This window comes from Amycolatopsis sp. QT-25 (genome assembly GCF_029369745.1).
In the GTDB taxonomy this organism is placed as follows: Bacteria; Actinomycetota; Actinomycetes; order Mycobacteriales; family Pseudonocardiaceae; genus Amycolatopsis.
Window position 1 is genome coordinate 4,924,029 of the sequence record NZ_CP120210.1, and the last position, 17,555, is coordinate 4,941,583.

20 protein-coding genes are annotated in these 17,555 nt (G+C 69.3%); 13 read left to right on the forward strand and 7 right to left on the reverse strand.

The window, feature by feature from the left end:
* Positions 1-14: 14 nt before the first annotated feature.
* Entirely contained in the window at positions 15-905 is an 891-nt protein-coding gene (locus P3102_RS22780; protein ID WP_276371303.1) for a MerR family transcriptional regulator, read from the reverse strand.
* Between the two features lie 414 nt (positions 906-1,319).
* Between P3102_RS22780 and P3102_RS22785 the strand changes: the two genes are divergently transcribed.
* From P3102_RS22785 to P3102_RS22815, 7 genes are all read left to right on the forward strand, one after another.
* A complete protein-coding gene (locus tag P3102_RS22785; protein WP_276361592.1) occupies positions 1,320-2,420 on the forward strand; it encodes a polyprenyl synthetase family protein in 1,101 nt (366 codons plus the stop codon).
* Positions 2,417-3,934, forward strand: a complete 1,518-nt coding sequence (gene crtI / locus P3102_RS22790; RefSeq protein ID WP_276361594.1) for a phytoene desaturase family protein — start codon at positions 2,417-2,419, stop codon at positions 3,932-3,934. Before P3102_RS22785 ends, crtI begins: the two co-directional genes overlap by 4 nt.
* The gene (locus P3102_RS22795; protein ID WP_276361596.1) at positions 3,931-4,893 is read left to right on the forward strand and encodes a phytoene/squalene synthase family protein; all 963 of its coding nucleotides are present in this window, start codon (positions 3,931-3,933) and stop codon (positions 4,891-4,893) included. Before crtI ends, P3102_RS22795 begins: the two co-directional genes overlap by 4 nt.
* A complete protein-coding gene (locus P3102_RS22800) occupies positions 4,894-5,235 on the forward strand; it encodes a lycopene cyclase domain-containing protein (protein ID WP_276361598.1) in 342 nt (113 codons plus the stop codon).
* Entirely contained in the window at positions 5,232-5,552 is a 321-nt protein-coding gene (locus tag P3102_RS22805) for a lycopene cyclase domain-containing protein (RefSeq protein WP_276361600.1), read from the forward strand. The genes P3102_RS22800 and P3102_RS22805 overlap by 4 nt, the downstream gene beginning before the upstream one ends.
* The gene (locus P3102_RS22810; RefSeq protein WP_276361602.1) at positions 5,549-6,280 is read left to right on the forward strand and encodes a class I SAM-dependent methyltransferase; all 732 of its coding nucleotides are present in this window, start codon (positions 5,549-5,551) and stop codon (positions 6,278-6,280) included. The genes P3102_RS22805 and P3102_RS22810 overlap by 4 nt, the downstream gene beginning before the upstream one ends.
* A 265-nt stretch (positions 6,281-6,545) precedes the next feature.
* A complete protein-coding gene (locus tag P3102_RS22815) occupies positions 6,546-6,884 on the forward strand; it encodes a peptidase inhibitor family I36 protein (RefSeq protein ID WP_276361603.1) in 339 nt (112 codons plus the stop codon).
* Between the two features lie 253 nt (positions 6,885-7,137).
* On the opposite strand, the gene arsB is transcribed toward P3102_RS22815, so the two are convergent.
* Complete coding sequence (gene arsB, locus P3102_RS22820) at positions 7,138-8,205, reverse strand: ACR3 family arsenite efflux transporter (protein ID WP_276361605.1); 1,068 nt, start codon at positions 8,203-8,205, stop codon at positions 7,138-7,140.
* A 31-nt stretch (positions 8,206-8,236) separates the two neighbouring features.
* A complete protein-coding gene (locus P3102_RS22825) occupies positions 8,237-8,641 on the reverse strand; it encodes an arsenate reductase ArsC (protein ID WP_276361607.1) in 405 nt (134 codons plus the stop codon).
* 125 nt (positions 8,642-8,766) lie between these two features.
* Here P3102_RS22825 and P3102_RS22830 point away from each other — a divergent pair, with 125 nt between their 5' ends.
* From P3102_RS22830 to P3102_RS22850, 5 genes are all read left to right on the forward strand, one after another.
* A complete protein-coding gene (locus P3102_RS22830) occupies positions 8,767-9,177 on the forward strand; it encodes a metalloregulator ArsR/SmtB family transcription factor (protein WP_276361609.1) in 411 nt (136 codons plus the stop codon).
* A 140-nt stretch (positions 9,178-9,317) separates the two neighbouring features.
* Positions 9,318-10,931 carry a peptide chain release factor 3 gene (locus tag P3102_RS22835; RefSeq protein WP_276361611.1) on the forward strand — a complete coding sequence of 538 codons (1,614 nt, stop codon included), beginning with the start codon at positions 9,318-9,320 and terminating at the stop codon, positions 10,929-10,931.
* Between the two features lie 682 nt (positions 10,932-11,613).
* A complete protein-coding gene (locus tag P3102_RS22840; protein ID WP_276361614.1) occupies positions 11,614-11,997 on the forward strand; it encodes a hypothetical protein in 384 nt (127 codons plus the stop codon).
* 123 nt (positions 11,998-12,120) lie between these two features.
* Positions 12,121-12,351: a hypothetical protein gene (locus tag P3102_RS22845; protein ID WP_276361615.1), complete on the forward strand. Its 231-nt coding sequence runs from the start codon at positions 12,121-12,123 to the stop codon at positions 12,349-12,351.
* Between the two features lie 136 nt (positions 12,352-12,487).
* A complete protein-coding gene (locus P3102_RS22850; RefSeq protein ID WP_276361617.1) occupies positions 12,488-12,979 on the forward strand; it encodes a DUF4396 domain-containing protein in 492 nt (163 codons plus the stop codon).
* Between the two features lie 82 nt (positions 12,980-13,061).
* Here the strand turns inward: P3102_RS22850 and P3102_RS22855 are convergent, their stop codons facing one another.
* Genes P3102_RS22855 through P3102_RS22870 form a run of 4 tightly spaced genes read right to left on the reverse strand, consistent with a single transcriptional unit; the run spans position 13,062 to position 16,859 of the window.
* Complete coding sequence (locus tag P3102_RS22855; protein WP_276361619.1) at positions 13,062-15,317, reverse strand: heavy metal translocating P-type ATPase; 2,256 nt, start codon at positions 15,315-15,317, stop codon at positions 13,062-13,064.
* Positions 15,318-15,343: 26 nt separating this feature from the next.
* Positions 15,344-16,288, reverse strand: coding sequence for a hypothetical protein (locus P3102_RS22860; RefSeq protein WP_276361621.1), 945 nt, complete (start codon positions 16,286-16,288; stop codon positions 15,344-15,346).
* 51 nt (positions 16,289-16,339) lie between these two features.
* Positions 16,340-16,546: a heavy-metal-associated domain-containing protein gene (locus P3102_RS22865; protein WP_276361623.1), complete on the reverse strand. Its 207-nt coding sequence runs from the start codon at positions 16,544-16,546 to the stop codon at positions 16,340-16,342.
* A gap of 31 nt (positions 16,547-16,577) precedes the next feature.
* Entirely contained in the window at positions 16,578-16,859 is a 282-nt protein-coding gene (locus P3102_RS22870) for a metal-sensitive transcriptional regulator (protein WP_276361625.1), read from the reverse strand.
* Positions 16,860-17,035: 176 nt separating this feature from the next.
* On the opposite strand from P3102_RS22870, the gene P3102_RS22875 reads away from it, so the two are divergent.
* Positions 17,036-17,371, forward strand: a complete 336-nt coding sequence (locus P3102_RS22875; RefSeq protein ID WP_276361627.1) for a metal-sensitive transcriptional regulator — start codon at positions 17,036-17,038, stop codon at positions 17,369-17,371.
* Positions 17,372-17,555: the final 184 nt, after the last annotated feature.

Here is a 17,555-nt window from a genome sequence, read left to right on the forward strand (position 1 = left end):
GATCCCGCAACGGTTCAGGCTTTGAAGCAGGCGGCCGCGAGATCGAGCGCGGCGGTCAGCTCGTTCACCCAGGGGGCGCCGCGAACGTCGAGTCCTTCCCAGCCGGGGCCGGCGACGACGACCTCGGACCCCTGCCGTCGCAGACGCTCACCCAGCAGGACGTCGACGGTACTGGCGGACATCGACCACAGCACCACCAGGACCGGAGCCAGTTTCGACGTCAGGCCCGCCAAGGTCTCCGCGGGCACCATCTCACCGAGGTAGACGGCGGGGACACCGTTCTCCGCCAGCGCCGCGCGGAGCACCTCGACCGGCAGACCGTGCCGCTCCTCCGGGCAACAGGCGATGAGCACGCCGCGTTCGGACGGTGCGGTGGTGAATCGGGCGGCGTAGCGTTGCAGCGCCAGGGAAACCTCGGTGGTGAGCGCCCATTCCGACTCGAAGCACACCTCCCCCCGGGACCAGCGGCCCCCGAGGCCGCGCAGGATCGGGCACAACACGTCGGCCCACGTCGCCGCCGCGCCGATCGCGTCGAGGGTCTCGTCCAGCAGCGCCGCGATGGAGGTGAGCTGGAGGTCTTCCGCGGCCTGCTCGAGTTCGCCCACCAGCCTGTCGACGGGTACGTCCGGGACCGTCTCACCGGGACCGGAGAACGCCGTCGCGGCCGCCTCGCGGGCGGGGATCCCCCGGTCGATCAGCCGCTGCATGTACTGCAGCCGCCGAACATCCGCGTCCGAGTAGCGGCGATGACGCCCGCCTGCCCGGATGGTGGGGCCGACCCCGTAACGCGAATCCCACGTCCGGAGCGTGACCGGCGAGACGCCCAGCATCTCGGCGACCTTGCCGGGGGTCCACGAACCACCGGTTCGGGGGCCGCCAAGGCCGCTCATCTCGTCGACGTCCATCCGCTCCACATTTCCGGTGCCGGTGCCCGCTCGGAGGGCCATCACTGCGGGCAGCTTACGAGGTCACCGGACGTGATCAGGCGCATACCGTCACCTGAACGAAGGAACGCCCGGCGGCGCCGTGGCGGGCCCGGGAAGGGACCGGTCCACGCCAAGCGCCGCCGGGCGTCCGGAGCCGGGCGCGAGGGGCGCCGGGCTCCTGAGGGTGGCGGGGACCGGGCCACTCTCGTCTCACGAGACGGTCTTCTGCGATCCGGGTTTGAGCCGGGAAATCGCGGGAAACCCCGAGACTTCCTTGTCTCTACGACCGACACCGCTCGAGTTGCGGGCGCGCCGCCGGATCTAGTAGACAAGGTACACCAAGCGTGAAACGATTATGAAACGAAATCACCGGATCGGCGGAGGGAAGGGCGGATGGCGTCGACCATGGCGGCGGGAACGATGCCGTCGAAGGAGGCGCAGGCCGCGTGGCTGGACGCCTTGGGCGAGCGTTGTCTCGCCGAGGCCCACGGCTTCGTCGAAGCACGGGCCACCGAGCATTTCTCCGGCCGCGCCGAGGGCGAACTCGCGGAGACCGTCCTCCCGCAGTTCCTCGCCGGAGGGAAGTTCCTCCGGCCGATGTTCGCCTATGTCGGCTGGCGGTGCGGAGGCCCGGAATCGGACGCCGCCCTGCGGGCCGCCTCGAGCTTGGAACTGCTCCATTGTTTCGCGCTGGCACAGGACGACGTCATGGATGCCTCGGCGCTGCGGCGAGGCCGTCCCGCGCTGCACGTGCGATTCGCGCGGTGGCATGCCGAACAGGGGTGGGGTGGCTCCGCCGCCCGGTTCGGCGAATCCGCGGCGACCCTCGCCGGCGACCTCTTCCTGGTGTGGTCGGAGCAACTGCTCCGCGAGTCCGGCTTGGCGGCGGAAGCACTGTCGCGCGGCTGGCCGAGGTACGACGCGATGCGCGCGGAACTGGCGGTCGGGCAACTCGCCGATCTGGTGAACGACGCCCGGACGCTTCCCGGCTGGGACGCGCTGCTCGACGTACTGCGCCGGAAGTCCGGCAACTACACCGTCCGCAGGCCGCTGGAGTTCGGCGCGGCACTGGCGGGCTGCGGTCCGGACGTCATGGCCGCCCTCGCCGAGTACGGCGGCCTGATCGGTGAGGCGTTCCAGTTCCAGGACGACCTGCTCGGTGTCTTCGGTGATCCCGCGGTCACCGGCAAACCCGCCGGCCAGGACCTCCGCGACCGCAAGGCGTCCAGCGTCGTGGTGCTCGCCGTGGAGATGGCCGACCGGCGGCAGCGCGCCGACCTCGGTGAACTGCTGAACCTGACCACGGTCGACGACGACGCCGTCTCCCGCTGGCGCGAGTTGATCACCGCGGCCGGAGCACGCGAACGCCTCGGCGAACTCATCCGGGAGCGCGCCGACAAGGCGCTCGCGGTGATCGACCCTGCCGTCGTCCCGCGACAGGCCGCGGACGCGCTGGCCGTCCTCGCCACCCGGTGCACGGAGCGCGACCAGTGAAGACGGTGCCCGGCCGGACGGAGAAGGTCGTCGTCGTCGGAGCGGGGCTGTCGGGCCTGGCCGCGGCTCTGCACTTGGCGGGCCGCGGGCGCGAGGTCACCGTCCTCGAACGCGACCCGGGCCCCGGTGGCCGCGCGGGCCGCGTCGAACGTCAGGGCTACCTGCTCGACACCGGTCCGACGGTGCTGACCATGCCGTCGATCCTTCAGGACACCTTCGGCGCCGTGGGCGCCGAACTGGACAGGGAATTGCCGCTCACCCGGCTCGATCCGGCCTACCTGGCACAGTTCGCCGACGGCAGCACGCTGCCCGTGCACACCGACGCCGTGGCGATGACGGACGCGATCCGCGAATTCGCCGGGCCTGCCGAGGCCGCGGGCTACCGTCGGCTGCGCGACTGGCTGACCCGGCTCTACCGCATCGAGTTCGGGCGGTTCATCGACTCGAACATCGACTCACCGCTGGGCATGCTCAATCCGGACCTGGCCCGGCTGGTGGCACTGGGCGGATTCCGACGGCTGAACCCGAAAATCGGGTCCTTCCTGTCCGACGAGCGGCTCAAGCGGGTGTTCACCTTCCAAGCGCTCTACGCGGGCGAGTCGCCGATGCGGGCGCTGGCGTTGTACGCGATCATCTCCTACATGGACACCGTCGGCGGTGTCTACTTCCCGCCCGGCGGGGTCGCGGCGCTCCCCCGGGCACTCGCCCGGGTCGCCGCCGAGCACGGCGTCACCTTCCGTTACGGCGACGCCGTACACACGCTCGAACGCGACGGCAGCCGGATCCACGCGGTCCGCACGGCCGCCGGCGAACGCCACCCGTGCGACGCCGTCGTCCTGACCACCGAGCTGTCCGAGAGCTACCGGCTGCTCGGCCGAGCTCCGAAGCGGCCTGTTCCGCTACGTGCCGCGCCGTCGGCGCTGATCCTGCACACGGGTGGCCCCGATACCCGGCCCGACATCGGGCACCACACCATTTCCTTCGGACACGGCTGGCGCTCGACCTTCGACGAACTCATCACCGCCGGCCACCGCATGAGCGATCCGTCCCTGCTGATCACCCGGCCGACCGCGACCGACCCCGGCCTGGCACCCCCGGGCCGTCAGCTCTACTCGATCCTCGCGCCGGTCCCGAATCTCGACCGGGGCCCCGCGGATTGGGCCGCCGAAGCCGGACCGTACGCGGAGGAAATCCTGGCCGTCGCCCGGCAGCGGCTACTGCCGGATTTCGAACCCGAGTTCACCGAGATCATCAGCCCCGCCGACTGGGCCGACCGCGGGCTCGTGGCAGGCACCCCGTTCAGCTACGCCCACTCCTTCGTCCAAACCGGACCGTTCCGTCCCCGGAACCTTCCTCGCGGAACCGAAAACGTCGTCCTCGCCGGAGGCGCGACGGTGCCGGGCGTGGGCGTGCCGACCGTCTTGATCTCCGGCAGGCTGGCCGCCGACCGGATCACCGGCGGGTCCGGACGCCGCGCGCGCGTCCTCGATCTGGCCACGGAGGCGAGCCGATGACCCGACGCGAACTCGACGCCGCCGAAATCCACGATCCCGGCCTGCGAGCCGCGTACACCTGGTGCCGCGACGTCAACGCCCGGCACGGCCGGACGTACTTCCTGGCGACCCGCATGCTGACGCCCGCGCAACGGCCCGCCGTCCACGCGCTCTACGGTTTCGCGCGGTGGCTGGACGACATCGTCGACGAACCCGACGCGGACGCCACCCCGGACTCCCTGACCGCCCGGCTGTCCGAAGTGGAGGAACGCTTTCTCGCCGACCTGACCGCGGGCACGAGCGGGGATCCCCTGTTGACGGCGGTGATCGACACGGCGGCCAGGTACGAGCTGGAAGAATCGCTGTTCCGCGACTTCTTCACGTCGATGCGGATGGATCTGAGTGTCACCGACTACGCCACCAGGGGTGACCTCGACGAGTACGTGCGCGGTTCGGCGGAGGTGATCGGCCTGCAGGTGCTCCCGATCCTCGGCACGGTCGCGCCCCGCGAAGAGGCGGCACCGCGAGCCGCCGCGCTCGGCAAGGCCTTCCAGCTGACGAACTTCCTCCGTGACGTCGCCGAGGACTTCGCGCGCGGACGGGTCTACCTGCCCGCCGACGAGCTCAAGGAACACGACGTCGACCGCGAACGGCTGTCCTGGTGCGCGGAACACGGCCGATCCGACCCGCACGTTCGGGCCGCGATCAAGGAACAGATCGCGGTGACCCGGCGCATCTACGCCGAGGCGCGGCCGGGAATCGCGATGCTGCATCCGGTCTCGCGGCCCTGCGTGGCCACTGCCGCGATCCTGTACGGGGAAATCCTGGACCGGATCGAAGACGCGGACCACGACGTCTTCGCCGGGCGGGCGACGGTGTCCCGGCGGCGGCGGCTCGGGGTGGCTTGCGGCGCGCTCGCTCGTTCGCAGTGGGCTCGGACGCGGCATCCCGCCCCCGCTCCCCCGTCGGCGGTGGGCTGAGTGGGCAAGTTCGAATACCTGGTCGTACTGGCGGCCTGCGTACTGGTGACGTTGCCGGGGGAAATCGCGGGTGCCCGGGTGTACCGGCAGCCGAAACGTCTTGCCCGCGCGCTGCTCCCGGTGGCCGCGGTCTTCCTCGTCTGGGACGCGCTGGCGATCGCCGGCGAGGTCTGGACCTACGCGCCCGAATTCGTCACCGGCGTTCGTGCGCCGTTTTCCCTCCCGCTGGAAGAGATCCTGTTCTTCGTCGTGATCCCGATCTGCGGGGTGCTGACCTACGAAGCGGTCCAGCTCACCCTCACCTCGGTCCGGCACCGCGGTAAACAGCCGGTCCGGCGATGATCCCTTGGGGTTACACCGTTCCGGCCGTCGCCTCGGTGATCGTCGTCGCACTCGTCGAGCTCGTCGTGGTGAGAACCGGCCTGTTCCGCAAACCCGCCTACTGGCTCACGATGGTGATCGTCACCGGTTTCCAGATCCCCGTCGACGGCTGGCTGACGAAGCTTTCGGCGCCGATCGTCCTCTACGCGCCCGAGCACATCACCGGCTGGCGGTTCCCCTGGGACATTCCGGTCGAAGACTTCTTCTTCGGTTTCGCGCTGGTGACCGCCGTACTGCTGCTGTGGGAACGAGCCCGATCACGAGAGGAAGCGCGATGAACGCCATGGCGCGAGACGGTTTGCCGCGCGAGACCGTGCCCTCGGCCTTCGACACCGAAGCCCGGTTCTACGACCGCCTCGTCGGCGCGAATCCCGGCTACCACGAACATCTGCGCCTTTCCGCCCGGCGGCTCGCCCTTCCCGAAGAGGCGCCCGGACCGCGGGTGCTGGACGCCGGCTGCGGCACCGGCGCGTCCACCGCGGCCCTCTTGTCCGTGCTGCCGAACGCCCGGATCACCGCCTTCGACGCGTCCGGCGAAATGCTGGCGCGAGCCCGGAGCAAGACCTGGCCAGACAGTGTCGAATTCGTGCACACACCGGTCGAGGAACTGGCCGGGATCCGCGGCCCGTTCGACGGTATCCTGGCGGCGTACCTGCTGCGAAACCTCACCGACCCGGCCACCCAGCTACGACGGCTTCGCGACCTGCTCCGGCCAGGCGGCCGGATCGCCGTGCACGAGTACTCCGTCCGCGACTCCCGGCGCGCACGCTGGGTCTGGAACACCGTCTGCGCGGGCGTGATCATCCCGCTCGGGAAACTCACCACCGGCGACGCCACGCTCTACCGTCATCTTCGCCGCAGCGTCCTCGAGTTCGACGGCATCACCACACTCGCCCGGCGCCTCACCGACGCCGGCTTCACCGACGTCCACACCGCGACCGTCCCTGGCTGGCAGCGGGACATCGTCCACACCGTCGTCGGCACCGCACCGCCGGAGACGGCGTGACCCGAGCCGGGGTTTCCCCGCGTTCTTCCGCCAGTACCACAACCTGCGCGCCCAACGCCGAGCTCTCGACTCCGCGACGGCGGCCGCGCCTTCCCCGCTGTCACCGGTGACCGAAGACTGCCACACCGGCGACCGCCTGGCTCCCTCATGGACACGCTCCCGCTCCGGCAAGGTCACCGTTGGGCAACTTCGCCGACTCGCCGAAGACCCCGTCGTTACGCTCCTGCCGAACCTGGGCGAAGTGCCCGTTCCGGAAGGGAGAACCATGAGTCGCAAGTATCGCCTGACGACCATGCTGGCCGCCGGTATCGCCGTCGCGGCATCGGTGGTCGCACCCGCGACCGCCATGGCCGCGCCGAACTGCACGTCGGATCTGTGCCTGTGGTCGGGCACCAACTACACCGGCACGAAGAGCTCGGCGGGGTACTTCGACAAGAACACCCACTGTTATCCGGACAAGCACTACAACTCCGCGGTCAGCCGCACCGGGTACAGCATCCGGATGTACAACGGCTCCTCGTGCAACGGCCCGTCGTTCGTGCTCGGCCCGGGCGCGCAGGTCGCGAAGACGAAGTTCGTGGTGCACAGCTTCCGCCGCGCCTGATCGGAAGGTTGCGCGGGTCCGATCGCGCTCGCGCATGTCCACAAGGGACAAACCCGATCGGTCGACGCTCGTTTGACGGCTGTAGAACGAGTCCATTCGGGGTCGTGCCACACGTACGTCCTGCCGTCTGATCCCGGCAGTCCCGGTGTCCCCATGCCGCGAAGGGGGGACACCGGGCGCCGGACTCACCGGAAGAGCCGCTGTCGCGGAACTTCGCCTACGCGAGCAGGCCAGGCCACCCGCACGGCTCCGGTCATCGCGCGGTCCAGCGTTTCCGAAGCCAGAGGCTGACGTAGACCAGCGCGACCAGAACGGGCACCTCGATCAGCGGCCCGACCACCCCGGCGAGCGCCTGCCCCGATGTCACGCCGAAGACACCGATGGCGACGGCGATCGCGAGCTCGAAGTTGTTGCCGGCGGCGGTGAAAGCCAGCGTCGTCGTGCGCTCGTACGACAGCCCGGACGCCTTGCCCAGCAGGTAGCCGCCGATCCACATGATCGCGAAGTACACCAGCAGCGGCAGCGCGATCCGCGCGACGTCGAGCGGACGGGAAGTGATGTTGTCACCTTGCAACGCGAACAGGACCACGATGGTGAACAACAGGCCGTAGAGCGCGATCGGACCGATCTTGGGCAGGAACCTGCTCTCGTACCAGTCCCGTCCCTTGTTTCGCTCCCCGATACGGCGCGAAAGGTATCCGGCGGCGAGCGGGATACCGAGGAAGATGATCACGCTCAGCGCGATCTCCCACGGCGAGAAGTCGACGCTCGTGGTGTCGAGGCCCAGCCAGCCCGGCAGCAGATCGAGGTAGAACCAGCCGAGCACGCCGAACATGATGACCTGGAAGACCGAATTCAGCGCGACCAGCACCGCCGCGGCCTCCCGGTCGCCGCAGGCGAGGTCGTTCCAGATGATCACCATCGCGATGCAGCGGGCGAGACCGACGATGATCAGCCCGGTCCGGTACTCCGGCAGATCGGGCAGCATCAGCCAGGCGAGCGCGAACATCAGCGCCGGACCGAGAATCCAGTTCAGCACCAAGGACAGCACCATCGTGCGCTTGTCGCTGGTGACGGTGTCGAGTTTGTCGTAACGGACCTTCGCCAGCACCGGGTACATCATCAGCAACAGACCCAGCGCGATCGGCAGCGAGACCTGCCCGATCTTCACCGCGTCCAGCACTCCCTGCAGACCGGGGAGCACGCTGCCCAGCAGGAGCCCGGAGCCCATCGCGACGATGATCCAGACCGGGAGGAACCGGTCCAGAAAGGACAGTTCGTGCAGGACGCCGGTGTCGGCCTTGTCGGCGGTTCGAGTCACGAGGCTGGTCTCCAGAAGTCGGCAGTGAGGATCAGGCGTCGAGAATTTCGGCGACCAGGCCACGGACCCGCCGGTCGATCTCGTCGCGGATCGGGCGAACGGCCTCCACGCCCCGGCCTGCCGGATCCTCCAGCGGCCAGTCGAGGTACCGCTGGCCGGGGAACACCGGACAGGTGTCACCACAGCCCATCGTGATCACCACGTCGGAGGCCTCGACGTCCTGCGTGGACAGCTTGCTCGGCACCTCGGCGGTGATGTCCAGACCCCACTCGGCCAGTGCGGCGGCGGCGGCGGGGTTCACTTTCTCCGCGGGCTCGGAGCCCGCGGACCGCACGGCGATGCGGCCGAGCGAGTAATGCTGCAACAGCGCGGCGGCCATCTGCGAGCGGCCGGCGTTGTGCACGCACACGAACAGCACCTCGGGCGTGCGGGTCATACCCGTTCCTTTCGCCGGCCTTACTGAATCGAAGTATGCCGATGCAATTGAAGAGCTTGGATCGAGATTTGTCAATTCAGTGGGTATGGTGGACTTCGACGGAAGCCGGCAGCGAAGGAGGGCCCGTGGCGAGCGAGAACGGCCGTACCCGGAAACCGGTCGCGGTGACCCTGCTGATGGCCGAACCCGCCGCGGTCGTCGACCCCGGCGACGCCGAGGCGGCGGCCAAGCTCTTCAAGGCACTGTCGGACCCGGTGCGGATCCGGCTGCTGTCGCTGGTGCGGTACTCCCCCGGCGGCGAGGCGTGCTTCTGCGACCTGGCCGAAGAGTTCGACATGCCCCAGCCCTCGCTCAGCCACCACCTGCGCGTACTGGTCTCCGCCGGCATCCTCGAGCGGGAGCGGCGCGGCACGTGGAGTTGGTACACCATCGTCCCCGAACCGCTGGAAACCCTCGAGAGCCTGCTTCGCTCGGGTGGCCCACTCGCCGACCGGCCTGCCCGCCTCACCGAAGCGGAACGCGACACGAGGTGCTGACCGGACGCCGCGTCAGCGGCTGCGCGGGAACGCCGCCGGTCACGGGCGGCCGGACAACCCCGGTTTCGGACGAGGAACGCCGGTGAGGTGAACTGGACCCAGCGGCAGACGCTCATGATCGCACCCCGGAGGAGTCGAGTGTGACGGCAGGCAACACGGTCCAGGCCGGCGGGCCCGAGGTGATCGCCGAGGCGAGCCGTCGGCGGACGTTCGCCGTCATCAGCCACCCCGACGCCGGCAAGTCGACGCTGACCGAGGCGTTGGCACTCCACGCCCAGGTGATCTCGCAGGCGGGCGCGGTGCACGGCAAGGCCGGACGACGCGGGGTGACCTCGGACTGGATGGAGATGGAACGCGCACGCGGGATCTCCATCACCTCCGCCGCGCTGCAGTTCGCCTACGGCGACACCGTGATCAACCTGCTGGACACGCCGGGGCACGCGGACTTCTCCGAAGACACCTACCGGGTCCTCTCGGCCGTCGACTCCGCCGTCATGCTGCTCGACGCCGCCAAGGGCCTGGAGCCGCAGACGCTGAAACTGTTCGACGTCTGCCGTTACCGCGGGATCCCGGTGATCACCTTCATCAACAAGTGGGACCGGCCCGGCCGGGAAGCCCTGCAGCTGTGCGACGAGCTCACCGACCGGATCGGCCTGCAACCCATGCCGCTGACCTGGCCGGTCGGGACGGCCGGACATCTGCGCGGCGTCCTCGACGTCCCACGCGGGGAATTCGTCCGCTACCTGCCCACCGCGCACGGGACGACCATCGCACCGGACGAGCGTCTCGGCGCGCGGGAGGCGGAAGCCGACCTCGGTGCCGACTGGACGCAGGCTCAGGAGGAATCGGAACTCTTGCGCGCCGCCGAAGGCGAGTTCGACGCGTCCCGCTTCTCCGCCGCCACCGCGACCCCGGTGCTGTTCGGCGCGGCCGTCCGCAACTTCGGCGTCCGCCATCTGCTGGACCTGCTGGTCGAACTCGCGCCCCGGCCCGCACCGCGCGCGGACGCCGACGGCCGGATTCGCGCCTTGGACGCGCCGTTCTCGGCGTTCGTGTTCAAGGTCCAGACCGGAATGGACCGCGCGCACCGCGACCAGGTGGCCTTCGCCCGCGTGTGCTCCGGGGTGTTCGAACGCGGCATGGTCGTCACCAACGCCACCACCGGCAAACCGTTCGCCACCAAATACGTGCAACAGGTGTTCGGCCAGCAACGCTCCACAGTGGACACCGCCTATCCCGGGGACGTCATCGGGCTGGTCAACGCCACCGCACTGCGGGTCGGCGACACGCTGTACTCCGGCAAGCCCGCCGTGCGGTTCCCGGGCCTGCCCAGCTTCGCCCCCGCGCACTTCGCCGTCGCCCGGCCCACCGATCTCGGCCGCGCCAAGCAGTTCCGCAAGGGTGTCGAGCAGCTCGGCGCCGAGGGTGTCGTCCAGGTGCTGCGCTCGGACCTGCGCGGTGACGCCGCGCCGGTGTTCGCCGCCGTCGGGCCGATGCAGTTCGAGGTCGCCGCCCACCGTATGGACGCCGAATTCGGCTCACCGATCCGGCTGGAGCACCTGTCCTACCAGGTGGCCCGGCGCCTCGCCGACCCCAGCCAGCGTGCCCTCGTGGACAAGGGCCGCAACAGCGAGATCCTCACCCGCCTCGACGGCGCCGACCTGGCCCTGTTCGCCGATGAACTGGCCCTGCGGCTCATGGTGCGGGCGAATCCCGGCCTGGCGCTGGAGCCCTTGGTCGCCGAAGGCGGCTGAGCAGCGGAGCATGGGCACCGGCATGATCTTCGCTTCGTCGCGAGCTCTGCCGAGCCACGGTCACATGCGACCCCAGGGCCGAGACGTCGTCCGCGTGCCCGGAACCGCAACTCGCGTGCTTGAAGCCGTAACACGCGTGTCTGGAGCCGTATCACGTGAGTTACGCCTCCAGTCACGCGAGTTACGCCTTCCAGCACGCGAATTACGCCTTCCAGCACGCGAGTTACGCTTTCCCTGCGGAGGCGTTACGGAACTTCGGGGCCGAAACTGACCGGGAGGCCCGTGACCGGAGCGGGGTCGAGGATGCCGGTGCGGGCCGTGCAGCCACACCAGCACCGGCCTGCGTCCGTCATCGAGGCCCGGCGTGCCGATCGTGAGGTCGAGACAACCCGCGCCCTGCGGCAGGCGATCGCGCGGCGGGCCCATCACACCATTCCGCGAGAGGCCCTCCGGATGCTTGCGGGCTCGAACACGAAGTGCTAAGAGAGAATTAGCACTCTTTGGCCGAGAGTGCCAATCCTTCACGACACGGAGAGCCTGACATGACAGCTGTGATCCTCTTCAGCGCCGTGGTCGCGGCCATCGTCGCCATGGTCGCCACCGCCGCCCGCAAATACCACCTGGACGATCTTTCCCGGGACTGAAAACGGACTTCCGCCTAGCGAGCCGATGGAGCGATTCAATGGGGTTGGACAAGATCTGGATTCGCACCCTCAGTGATGGTCTTCTCCGTGCCGATCAGGTCGTCGGCCTGACCGCGCACGCCACACCGTCGATCCCCGGCAAGTCACCGCGCTGGCTGCTCGACGTCACCGTCACCGTTCCCGCGGGCAGCGGCAACACCAGCGGCTGGGACGTCGGCATCCTGCATCGCACGCTGGTCCAGACACCCGTGGAACCCGTCGAGGCGCCCGAGGTGCTCGCCCGCTTGCTGGCCCGGCTCGACGAGCCGGGCACCGCCGGGATCATCGAGCCGAAGGCCACCCGTTCGACGGCCGGCGCGGGGGCGATTCAGTTCGACTTCCGTTCCTTCGACGACCAACGCGACGTATCAAGCCTCCGATGAAGGGATACTCCGGCTGAAAGGTCGGTACAGGCTGCACGTCGGCCTTTCGCGCCAGGGTTGGCGAGTGCTGCACGGCGCCGTGCTCACCGCGGAAACGGGGAGATACGCACCGGCTCGGACGTCGTGATCACGGAGCACGCGCTGGTCCGCGGCCGCGCCCGGCATCCGGCGGTACTCGGCGACGCGCTCTTGATCGGGCCGCACTCCCACGTCGACGGCGCCACCGTCGAAGACGAGGTCTTCACGGCGACCGGCGCGTCGCTGTTCCCCGGCTCGGTCGCCGGCGCCGGTGCCGAACTGCGGACCAACAACGTGAGCAGTGAATCCTGCGCTCAGCAGGGAGGCACCGCTTAGCACTTCGCACCGGAGCGGCACACCTCGCCTGGTACCCCCTACCGGTATAGTGTTCGGGCGATCGACCGGCAGCGTCAGGAGGAGCTCGGACCGGTGAACGCGCCTGCCGAGCAGTCCACAAAGGAGAGACCCGCTCATGTCCGCTGAACACGAACACCACGGCCACGAACACCATGAGCACCACGCGGCCAAGGCATCGTGGGGAATGGCGGCGTCGGCCACCCTGCACTGCCTCACCGGTTGCGCCATCGGCGAGGTGCTCGGCATGGTGATCGGCACCGCGCTGGGCTGGGGTAACGTCACGACGATCGTGCTCGCCGTCGCGCTGGCGTTCGTCTTCGGTTACGCCCTGACCATGCGCGGTGTGCTCCGCGCGGGTGTCGGGTTCAAGCAGGCGCTCAAGGTCGCGCTCGCGGCGGACACCGTGTCGATCCTCGTCATGGAGATCATCGACAACGCGGTGATGGTCGTCGTCCCCGGCGCGATGGAAGCCGGACTCGCCAGCCGGCTGTTCTGGGGAGCGCTCGCCTTCGCGCTCGCTGTGGCGTTCGTGTTCACCACCCCGGTCAACAAGTGGCTCATCGGCCGCGGTTCCGGGCACGCGGTGGTCCACGCCTACCACCACTAGGAAGGCCCAAGGTCAGCACCGGCACACCGCCGAGGCGCTCGTGCGGCATCGACCGTGCCGCACGAGCGCCCCGAACCGGATGTCAGCCGGCTGTGCTGCGGAATCCCTTGAGCCGCAGGCTGTTCGTGACCACGAAGACCGAGCTGAACGCCATCGCGGCGCCGGCGATCATCGGGTTGAGCAGCCCCGCCGCGGCCAGTGGCAGCGCCGCGACGTTGTAGGCGAAGGCCCAGAACAAGTTGCCCTTGATGGTGCGCAGGGTCCGCCGCGAGAGCCGGATCGCGTCCACCGCCGCCCGCAGATCGCCGCGGACGAGGGTGAGATCCGACGCCTCGATGGCGACGTCCGTGCCGGTGCCCATGGCCAGCCCGAGATCGGCTTGGGCCAGCGCCGCCGCGTCGTTGACGCCGTCGCCCACCATCGCGACCACCTTGCCGTCGGCCTGGAGCCGCTTGACCACGTCGACCTTGTCCTTGGGCAGGACCTCCGCGATCACCTCGGTGAATCCGACCTCCGCCGCCACCGCGCGGGCCACGGCCTCGTTGTCGCCGGTGAGCAGGACCGGCGTCAGCCCGAGCGCCCGCAGCCGCGTGATGGCTTCGGCAGAGGTCGGCTTCACGGTGTCCGCCACCACCAGGACCGCGCGGGCCGCGCCGTCCCAGCCGACGACGATCGCGGTCCGGCCCGCCTTCTCTTCGGCGGCCTTCGCCTCGACGAGATCCTCCGGCAGGTGATGCGCCCAGTCCGCCAGCAGCGAACTGCGCCCGGCCAGCACCGCCTTGCCGTCGACGATCCCTTGCACACCAAGGCCTTCGACGTTCGTGAAGTCCTCGACGGCCGGGAGCTCACCGACCCTCTCCCGTGCGCCGGTCACGATGGCCTGGGCGATCGGGTGTTCGGAAGCGTTCTCCAGCGCACCCACGAGCCTCAGCGCCTCGTCGGCGTCGACGCCGTCGGCGACGTGGACCTCGACGAGTGCCATCCGTCCGGTGGTGACCGTGCCGGTCTTGTCCAGCACGACCGTGTCGACCGCGCGGGTGGATTCCAGCACCTCCGGACCCTTGATCAGGATCCCGAGCTGCGCGCCCCGGCCGGTGCCGACCAGCAACGCGGTCGGCGTGGCCAGGCCGAGGGCGCACGGGCAGGCGATGATCAGCACGGCGACCGCGGCGGCGAACGCGGCCGACGCCGTGCCACCCGCACCGAGCCAGAAGGCCAGGGTGCCGACGGCGAGCGCGATCACGATCGGCACGAAGACCGCCGACACGCGGTCGGCCAGCCGCTGGACCTGCGCCTTCCCGGTCTGCGCTTCCTCCACCAGTTCGGCCATCCGCGCCAGTTGCGTGTCGGCGCCGACACGGGTCGCCCGCACGACGAGCCTGCCGCCCGCGTTGACCGTCGCGCCGACCACCGCGTCACCCGGCGCGACCTCCACCGGCACGCTTTCCCCGGTCAGCATGCTCGCGTCCACCGCGGAACTGCCTTCGGTGATCACACCGTCGGTGGCGATCTTCTCCCCCGGCCGCACGACGAACAGATCACCGGCGGCCAGCCGGTCGACCGGGATTCGCTCTTCCTTGCCGTTCCGGAGCACGGCGACGTCCTTCGCGCCCAGCTCCAGCAACGCCCGCAGCGCGGCACCGGCCCGGCGCTTGGCACGCGCCTCGAAGTACCGCCCGGCGAGGATGAACGTCGTCACCCCGGCGGCGACCTCGAGATAGATGTTGCCGTCACCGGCCATCCGTTCCACGGTCAGCTCGAAGGCGTGCGTCATCCCCGGTGTTCCCGCGCTGCCGAACAACAGGGCGTACAGCGACCACAGGAACGCGGCGAGCGTGCCCATCGAGATCAGCGTGTCCATGGTGGCCGCGCCGTGGCGCAGATTCGCCGACGCCGCCTTGTGGAACGGCCACGCCGCCCACACCAGCACCGGCGCCGCGAGCGTCAGCGAAATCCACTGCCAATAGGTGAACTGCAGCACGGGCACCATCGCCAGCAGGATCACCGGCACCGACAGCACCGCGGAACCGATCAGCCGCCGCCGCAACGGTGCGCTCGGATCGGCCTCTCCGGCGGACCCGTCCCGCTGCTCCTGCTTCGGTGGCGCGGGCAGGGCGGCGGTGTATCCAGCGGCTTGCACTTGCTCGATCAGCCGCTGAGGTTCGATGTCGCCGCTGTAGGTGACCTTCGCCTTCTCCGTGGCGTAGTTGACCGTGGCGGTGACGCCGTCCAGCTTGTTCAGCTTCTTCTCGATGCGCATCGCGCACGACGCGCAGGTCATCCCGGTGATCGCGAGTTCGACCTCGGCCGTGGTGTCCTGGTCCAGATCGGAAGTCATCGTGGTCGCTCCTCTCCGGCCCGCGGTCAGCCGTGTCCGCCGTGGCCGTCGTCGGCCGCCGGTGGTGGGGTGGGGTGCTGGATGCCCGCAGTGGGAACGGTGAACTCCGCCATGCGGACCTTGCCCTGGTGCTGGAAGTCCAGGAACAGCCGGTAAGTGCCGTTCGACGGGACTTCGGCGAAGAAGGTCACCGCGGGACCGGGTTTCGTGCGGCCGTCACCGGGTTCGCCGTCCGGGTGGACGTGCAGATACGCGAGGTCGCCGCCGCGCAGCGCCACCAGATGTCCGTAAGCGCCGAGGTACGGCTCCAGATCGGTCACCTCGCGGCCGTCCTTGGTCACCGTCAGGGTGATCTTCGACGACCGGCCCGGCATCAACTCCCCGTCCAAGCGGACCTGGTAGCCGTCGACGGTCGCGACGCGTGACGGCTGGTGCTCGACGGGCGTGAACTCCCCCGCCGCGGCTATGTCGACACCCAAGGTCGTGGCGCTTGCGCCAGTCGGCTTGAAGTCCGCGAAAACGCGGTACGAACCCGCCTGCGGCAACGCGAGCGGCACGGTCCAGAGACCGCCCGCGCCCAGTTCGGGGTGGACGTGCTGGAAACCGGCCGTGTCGCGGCGGACGACGACGAGATGCATCCGCTTTTCGTGCTCGACGTCGTAGCCGGTGACCGGCGCGCCGTCGGGTCCGAGAACCTTGAAGGAGAAGTGCTGGTCGGTCCCCGGCGTGAGCGTCGTGGTGGTGGGCGTGAGGGTGTAACCGCCCCTGGACGACGCGAGCCCGCCGGGCTCGTCGGTCGGCGCCGCCTCCGCGACGGTGCCGCTGTGAGCGTCCCCCTGCCCGGCGTCCTCGCCGGCGGGCAGGCCGGCGGCGCCGGCGAAAGGACCGACAGCGGTGCCTGCGACCCAGGCGCCACCGGCGACCAAGGCAAGCGCCACACCGTAGGCGGAAAGCTTCGCAGCTGTGTTCATCTCGAGTCCTTTGTGCGGGCCGTGCCCGCGGTCAAGGAGCCGGACCGCGAATCAGGCGGTCAGCTCGTATCCGGCTTCTTCGACGGCCGCGCGCACATCCGCGGCCGCGGGCTCCGCCGCGCTGACGACGGTCACCGCGCCGGTCGGCAGGTCGACACGGACAGCCGTGACGCCGCTGATCTTCCCGACCTCTTCGGTGACCGAGCCGACGCAGTGGCCGCAGGTCATGCCGGTGACGGTGTAGGTGGTCTCGCTCATCGTGGTTCTCCTTCGGATTCGTTGTGCTGCTTCAGGAACGGACGAGGCGGGCGATGACGTCGCTCGCCTCCTGGATCTTCTCGTCGGCCTCGGCGCCGCCCTTGGCGATGGCATCGGACACGCAGTGCTTGAGGTGTTCGTCCATCAGCCCCAGCGACACCGACTGCAACGCCTTGGTGGCCGCGGACACCTGCGTCAGGATGTCGATGCAGTACTTGTCCTCCTCGACCATCCGCTGCAGGCCCCGGACCTGTCCTTCGATCCGCCGTAGCCGGGTCAGGTATTCGTCCTTGCCTTGCGTGTATCCGTGCATCTCTCGTCCTCCTGGAACCGACTCTACATACCCTAGGGGGGTACGGCAACGCAGATACCCCCGTGCCGTATGTCACCACCTGCCCGGGACAGCATCACCCGCTCATCCGACAGCGCGGGCCGCCTCCCAGCGAGCATGATCGAGGCGTGGACGGATTCCGGACTCGAGGAGTGAGCGTGATCGGTCACGGCGCCGGCACGGAAAGCCGACTCAAGCGCGTCCGGCGCATCGAGGGGCAGATTCGCGGACTGCACCAGATGGTCGAAGAGGACAAGTACTGCATCGACGTCCTCACCCAGGTCTCCGCGGTGACCCGGGCACTGGAGTCGTTCTCGCTCGAACTTCTCGAACAGCACATGACGCGCTGCGTCGTCGACGCAGTGGCGAAGGGTGACGTCGAGGCGGACCGCAAGATCCGGGAAGCCTCCGAAGCGATCGCGCGCCTGGTCGCTCTTAGCGTTCACCGCACGCGAGGGGTCGCGAGTAGCGATTCGGGTTCTATTGAGGGGTAAGGCAAACTTGGCGTACTGAAGGCGGAGGCAGCGCGAAATCGCTGAAGACTTGAACAGTACTCAAGGGATATCACGACCCCTGCGCCCGCTAGGCCGTCGCCGTGGTTCTCTCTCGTGTGAGTACATGAAGGCCCCCTTCCTTGCGCTAGACGCAAGGAAGGGGGCCTTCATGTACTCCAGACGT